The following is a 5023-nucleotide window of genomic DNA, read 5'->3' as shown; positions in this document are numbered from 1 at the left end:
GAGAGCTCTATACTGTGATCACCAATAAGGAGTCACAAGGTAAAAAAGGTACAATTGTAGCTATAATAAGCGGAACAAAATCAGAAGTAATCATCCCTTTTCTTCAACAAATTCCATTACGAAAACGCAAAAAAGTAACCGAAATCACGCTTGATTTAGCAGGAAACATGGGTTTGATCGCGAAGTGCTGTTTTCCTAATGCAGTGCAAGTAATAGATCGTTTCCATGTACAACAATTGGCTAGCGAAGCACTCCAAGAAATCCGAATAAAACATCGATGGCAAGCTATAGATGATGAAAACCAGGCAATTGAACAAGCGCGTAAGAAAAAAGAAACTTATTATCCAGAAGTTCTTGCTAATAGTGACACGGTCAAACAGCTTCTTGCAAGAAGCCGATATTTACTCTATAAAAGCGAGTATAAGTGGACTTGCGAACAAAAAGAAAGAGCTAAATTATTATTTGAACGCTATTCAGATATTGAAAAAGCATACCGCTTATCACAGGAACTTTCGTGGATATTCAACACATCAATTGATAAGCTCTACGGAACCACAAGGCTAGCCAAATGGGTGAATAAAGTAGAACAATCAGGATTCAAGTCATTCAATACTGTATCTAGAACAATAAATATCCATCATAAATAGATCCTAAACTACTTTGATAATAAAAGTACCAACGCTTCAGCAGAGTCCTTCAATGCTAAAATAAAAGTATTCAGAAGTCAGTTTAGAGGGGTAGCTGATATCAATTTTTTCCTTTTCAGATTAACTAAATTATTTGCCTAGTCCACAGATTTTGAATATGATCCACTTTAACTGTCCACTTTTTGCTGACGATTTACAGAAAAAAACCGGATAAATGATCATTTTAATCACTTATCCGGTCTAGTACCCAGCGCCGGAGTCGAACCGGCACATCCGAAGATATTGGTGTTTGAGACCAACGCGTCTACCAATTCCGCCAGCTGGGCAAGCTGTTTTGTTGTTTCGACAGTGCAAATATAGACCAATTCCTTTTATTTCCAAAATATTTTTTGCTGTTTTTTGAGAATTCAAACGCTTTTATAGTGAAAGTAGAGAGGCTTATTTAAAAGCTGCTGATTTGTAGTGTATTGGGTTTTATCTAAGATTGAAATTAATGCGTAGAAATGTTTTTAGATATGGAAATATCTTTACAAAAGCTGCTAACTCCATGATTATTTACCCCTCTGATTTTAATTTTAGTATCGTTCTATAATCCCATGTTTATCTGTTAGCAGATCATGGCTACGAAATTCCAATTAATCTATGAAAATATTAAATAGCGGAGTATCTAAATAAAAAAAGCCTTAATCTTTACGATTAAGGCTTTAGTACCCAGCGCCAAACAAATGTCAAAATGTTTTCTTGATGATTTGAGGGTAATACGAGATTTATTATAGAATTTGGTTTGGTGATATTCTGTTTTAGATTAGTATTTATTGTTAGTAGTTGTTTGTATTGGAGTTTTATTAAATCAGGGGTTATTGAGACTTCAAACTAATGATTATTAGTTTGAAATTATTTATTTTAAAATACTTTCCCTGTAGGCAATACCCCATTTCCCCATTTCTATAATTATAGTATGTAAGCTCTCCCCAAGATTAGTTAATTCATATTCAACAGTGATAGGTTTAGTGTCGCATATTGTCCTAGTAACTAATTGATTTATCTCTAAATCTTTTAGTTCTTTAGAAAGTACCTTAGGCGATATTTTGTCTATCTGCCTACATAGTTCCATAAATTTTAATTTACCTAAAAAAAAGAGGGTAGAAACTATTAAGTATTTCCACTTACCACCCATTATTTCTTGGACATCCTCAATTCCTTTCAACGAAGACTTACATTGCTCTGAAATAGGTATACTATATTTTTTCATAATAAATATTTTGAACCCTAATATAGTTACTTATTAGTAATTACTTACCAATAGGTAATACATAACTTAAAGTAATCATTTATGAATTATTTTTGTATAAACATTAAAATTAATATAAAAGTAGCAGTTATAGGTTCTACTGGATTCGTAGGATCCAAAATCATTAATGAACTAGTTAATAGAAATTATGATGTTTTGGGAATATCGAGAGACAATAAAACATCAGAAAATGTAAATTTAACTTATTTAAATGTTGATATTTTTGACACAGACAAATTAGCCCAAAATATTACAGGGTATGATATATTGGTAAGTGCTTATAGCTCAGGATGGGAAAATCTCAACATGTATCAGGACTTTATAAATGGCTCATTATCAATTCAACAAGCTGCAATCAAATCAAAAGTAAAACGATATATCGTTATCGGTGGAGCAGGTAGCTTATATGTTACGGAATCAATACAAGCAGTGGATACCGATGAGTTTCCTGAAATTTTCAAACCTGTAGCAAGAGCTGCACGAGAATACTTTAATCTATTGAAAAAAGAAACCTCATTGGATTGGCTTTATTTATCTCCAGCATTAGAAATGCATCCAGGCATTACAACTGGAAGAACAGAAAAATATCGATATGGAACAATGACGCCAATCTTCGACGAGAAGGGGCAAAGCTCTATTTCGGTTGAAGATCTAGCTGTCGCAGTAGTAGACGAAATTGAAGAAGAAAAATTTAATAAGACTTTATTTACTGTTGCTTACTAATTTATTGAGGGGTTTATGAGACATTCAAACTATTATAATTTTATAAAAAACTACCTTAATAACATTGTTTTTTGTTAAGTGTTTACTAAAAAAGAAAATTAGGCCGATAAAAAGTTGGAGTGAGAGTATAAAATAAAGCTGCTTAAATTCTTTGTACCTTTCAAAAAAAAGTATTTTTAAATTAAGACTTTTCAATTTTTATCATTAACTTTAATTAGTTATGTATTACATAACTAATTAAAGTTAGTGACCTATTATAAATCTTATAATACCTTAGAAAAACATAGGAAACAAGTCACCTATGCAATTCTTGTCGCTAATACCGGTTCGGTAATGCATGTTTTACAGATAGATTCACCTACAAAAAATACATAATCCTACTAAGATTTTAATAAGCGAAAAGAAAATGAAAAAATATCAACTAATATTCTTGTTAATGTTTACAGGACTTTTAGCAGAAGCTCAAAAACTAAATACAATTACCGGTACAATTCCTGATAAATTCAATGGAGAATACGTTTACCTATCAAAAGTTGATATTTCTAATCCAATGGCTATACCAATTAATATAGATAGTTCGTACGTTGAGAATGGTCGATTTGTTTTTAATATAAAGTCACCTAATGATACGTCACTTTATTCGATTGTGTTTAATAAGCATGCGGGAGGAATGTTTGCCTTAGATAATGAACCATTGAATGTTACATATATGGAGGGCAACCCTATCGACTATTTCCAAATTAGGGGTTCAACACTTAACAATGATTTTGCTACTATTTTGGAATTTTCTTATAAATCGGCTGCGCGGGAAATGGAATTGGCGAAAAAACGTAAAGAAGCATTAACTAAAAATAAGTGGACAATTGAAAACGAAGAAGAGGTCCATGAAGATAATAAAAAACTAGCTTTAGATTATGTTTATAATATTTCTCACTTTGTAAAGAGTAATATCACTAACCCTGCAGGTCAGTATGTTTACACTTTACTTGGTGTTACATTAAAAAAAGATACAAAGGAAGAAATAGAATCGAAACTAAGTGAGAGTGATAAGCAAACAATAAATGCAGCTAAAGCATCTATAGCAGAAATGATGAAAGGTATTAAAGCTACAGCTTCAAATATGAACCAGATAAAAGTTGGTGACAAATATATTGATGTTGAAGGTGAATTGTTATCAGGTGAGAAAATAACACTATCCGAAGCTATCTTTTCAAAAAAGTTGATTCTTCTAGATTTTTGGGCTTCATGGTGTATTCCTTGTTTAAAAGAGATGCCAGAAATAGTTGATCTTCATAATAAATATAAAGACGGAGGACTACAAATCGTAGGTATATCATTAGACAGAAATCGAGATAAATGGAAAGATGCCGTTGATAGTTTTGGTATGCAATGGATACAATTTATTGACTCCAATCTATCAAATCCTATTTCAACTGTATATGACGCAAGTGCAATTCCGCATACGGTATTAATTGATGAGAATGGAACTATTATAGCTCTAGGTTTAAGAGGTGAAAAACTTAAAAAGAAAATTGAAGAATACTTTAGCTTATATACATCGAAGAATTAAAAAATAAAATGAATTTATTTTTTACACACTATTTCATTTACTTGAAAAACCAGCGTTTTTTGAGACTTTTTGAATTAAGTTGTTTAAACTGTAATTCATATATTATAAAGGAGTACTAGAGAAACATTGTGTATATTAGTTTTACTAACACAGTTGCTTTATGTGCAATATTTAATTTATAAACTGCTAAAATGAAAGGACAATACATTGCTCCCGAACTTGACTTGAAAGCATTTAATTGTGCACATTGTCATATTTATTCTCATCAAGACTGGTTTTATTTGAAAGCAGCTGAAAGATCCAATGGTTTTGGACGTCAACATGAGGATAGAAAATTTAAAGTTTCTTATTGTGAACGTTGTTTAGGTAGTACAATATGGCTAGGAGAAAGTATTATATTTCCTCAAAATTCAATATTAGAGCCTGCTAATTTAGATTTACCCGAAGACATTATAGCAGATTACAATGAAGCCGCTATGGTTTTAAATTTATCACCAAGAAGTTCGGCAGCTTTATTAAGACTTTCAATCCAAAAATTATGTAAATATCTTGGCGAATCAGGAAAAGATATTAATAACGATATAAAAAATTTAGTATCGAAAGGTTTGCCTCCAAAAGTCCAACAAGCATTGGATAGCGTACGAGTTATAGGGAATGAATCTGTTTGTAATCTTCCCTAAAAAACGCTACGATTAAAAATGTAGTTTTATTAAATTAGGGATTATGAAAAAGAGTAAATTCAGCGAGGTTCAAATCATTAAGATTTTAGCTCAACAAGAACAAGGGGTACCA

General features: G+C 31.5%; 4 protein-coding genes, 1 tRNA gene and 1 pseudogene. 4 read left to right on the top strand and 2 right to left on the bottom strand.

What is annotated here, in order from left to right:
- Positions 1-14 precede the first annotated feature (14 nt).
- Positions 15-788: pseudogene (locus IP023_RS15640) on the top strand (ISAon1 family transposase).
- A gap of 103 nt (positions 789-891) precedes the next feature.
- On the opposite strand, the gene IP023_RS15635 reads toward IP023_RS15640, so the two are convergent.
- Both IP023_RS15635 and IP023_RS15630 read right to left on the bottom strand, forming a co-directional pair.
- Positions 892-973: transfer RNA gene (locus tag IP023_RS15635), tRNA-Leu, on the bottom strand.
- Positions 974-1545: 572 nt separating this feature from the next.
- The gene (locus tag IP023_RS15630) at positions 1546-1899 is read right to left on the bottom strand and encodes a winged helix-turn-helix transcriptional regulator (RefSeq protein ID WP_241791345.1); all 354 of its coding nucleotides are present in this window, start codon (positions 1897-1899) and stop codon (positions 1546-1548) included.
- Positions 1900-1980: 81 nt separating this feature from the next.
- Here IP023_RS15630 and IP023_RS15625 point away from each other — a divergent pair, with 81 nt between their 5' ends.
- The 3 genes from IP023_RS15625 (at position 1981) to IP023_RS15615 (ending at position 4911) form a co-directional block, all read left to right on the top strand.
- A complete protein-coding gene (locus tag IP023_RS15625) occupies positions 1981-2661 on the top strand; it encodes an NAD(P)-dependent oxidoreductase (protein WP_241791344.1) in 681 nt (226 codons plus the stop codon).
- Positions 2662-3067: 406 nt separating this feature from the next.
- Positions 3068-4231: a TlpA disulfide reductase family protein gene (locus tag IP023_RS15620; protein WP_241791343.1), complete on the top strand. Its 1164-nt coding sequence runs from the start codon at positions 3068-3070 to the stop codon at positions 4229-4231.
- A 191-nt stretch (positions 4232-4422) separates the two neighbouring features.
- Positions 4423-4911 carry a DUF4145 domain-containing protein gene (locus tag IP023_RS15615; protein ID WP_241791342.1) on the top strand — a complete coding sequence of 163 codons (489 nt, stop codon included), beginning with the start codon at positions 4423-4425 and terminating at the stop codon, positions 4909-4911.
- Positions 4912-5023 lie beyond the last annotated feature (112 nt).

The organism is Sphingobacterium rhinopitheci, from assembly GCF_022627575.1.
GTDB lineage: Bacteria > Bacteroidota > Bacteroidia > Sphingobacteriales > Sphingobacteriaceae > Sphingobacterium > Sphingobacterium rhinopitheci.
This window is presented reverse-complemented; position numbering and strand designations above follow the sequence as displayed.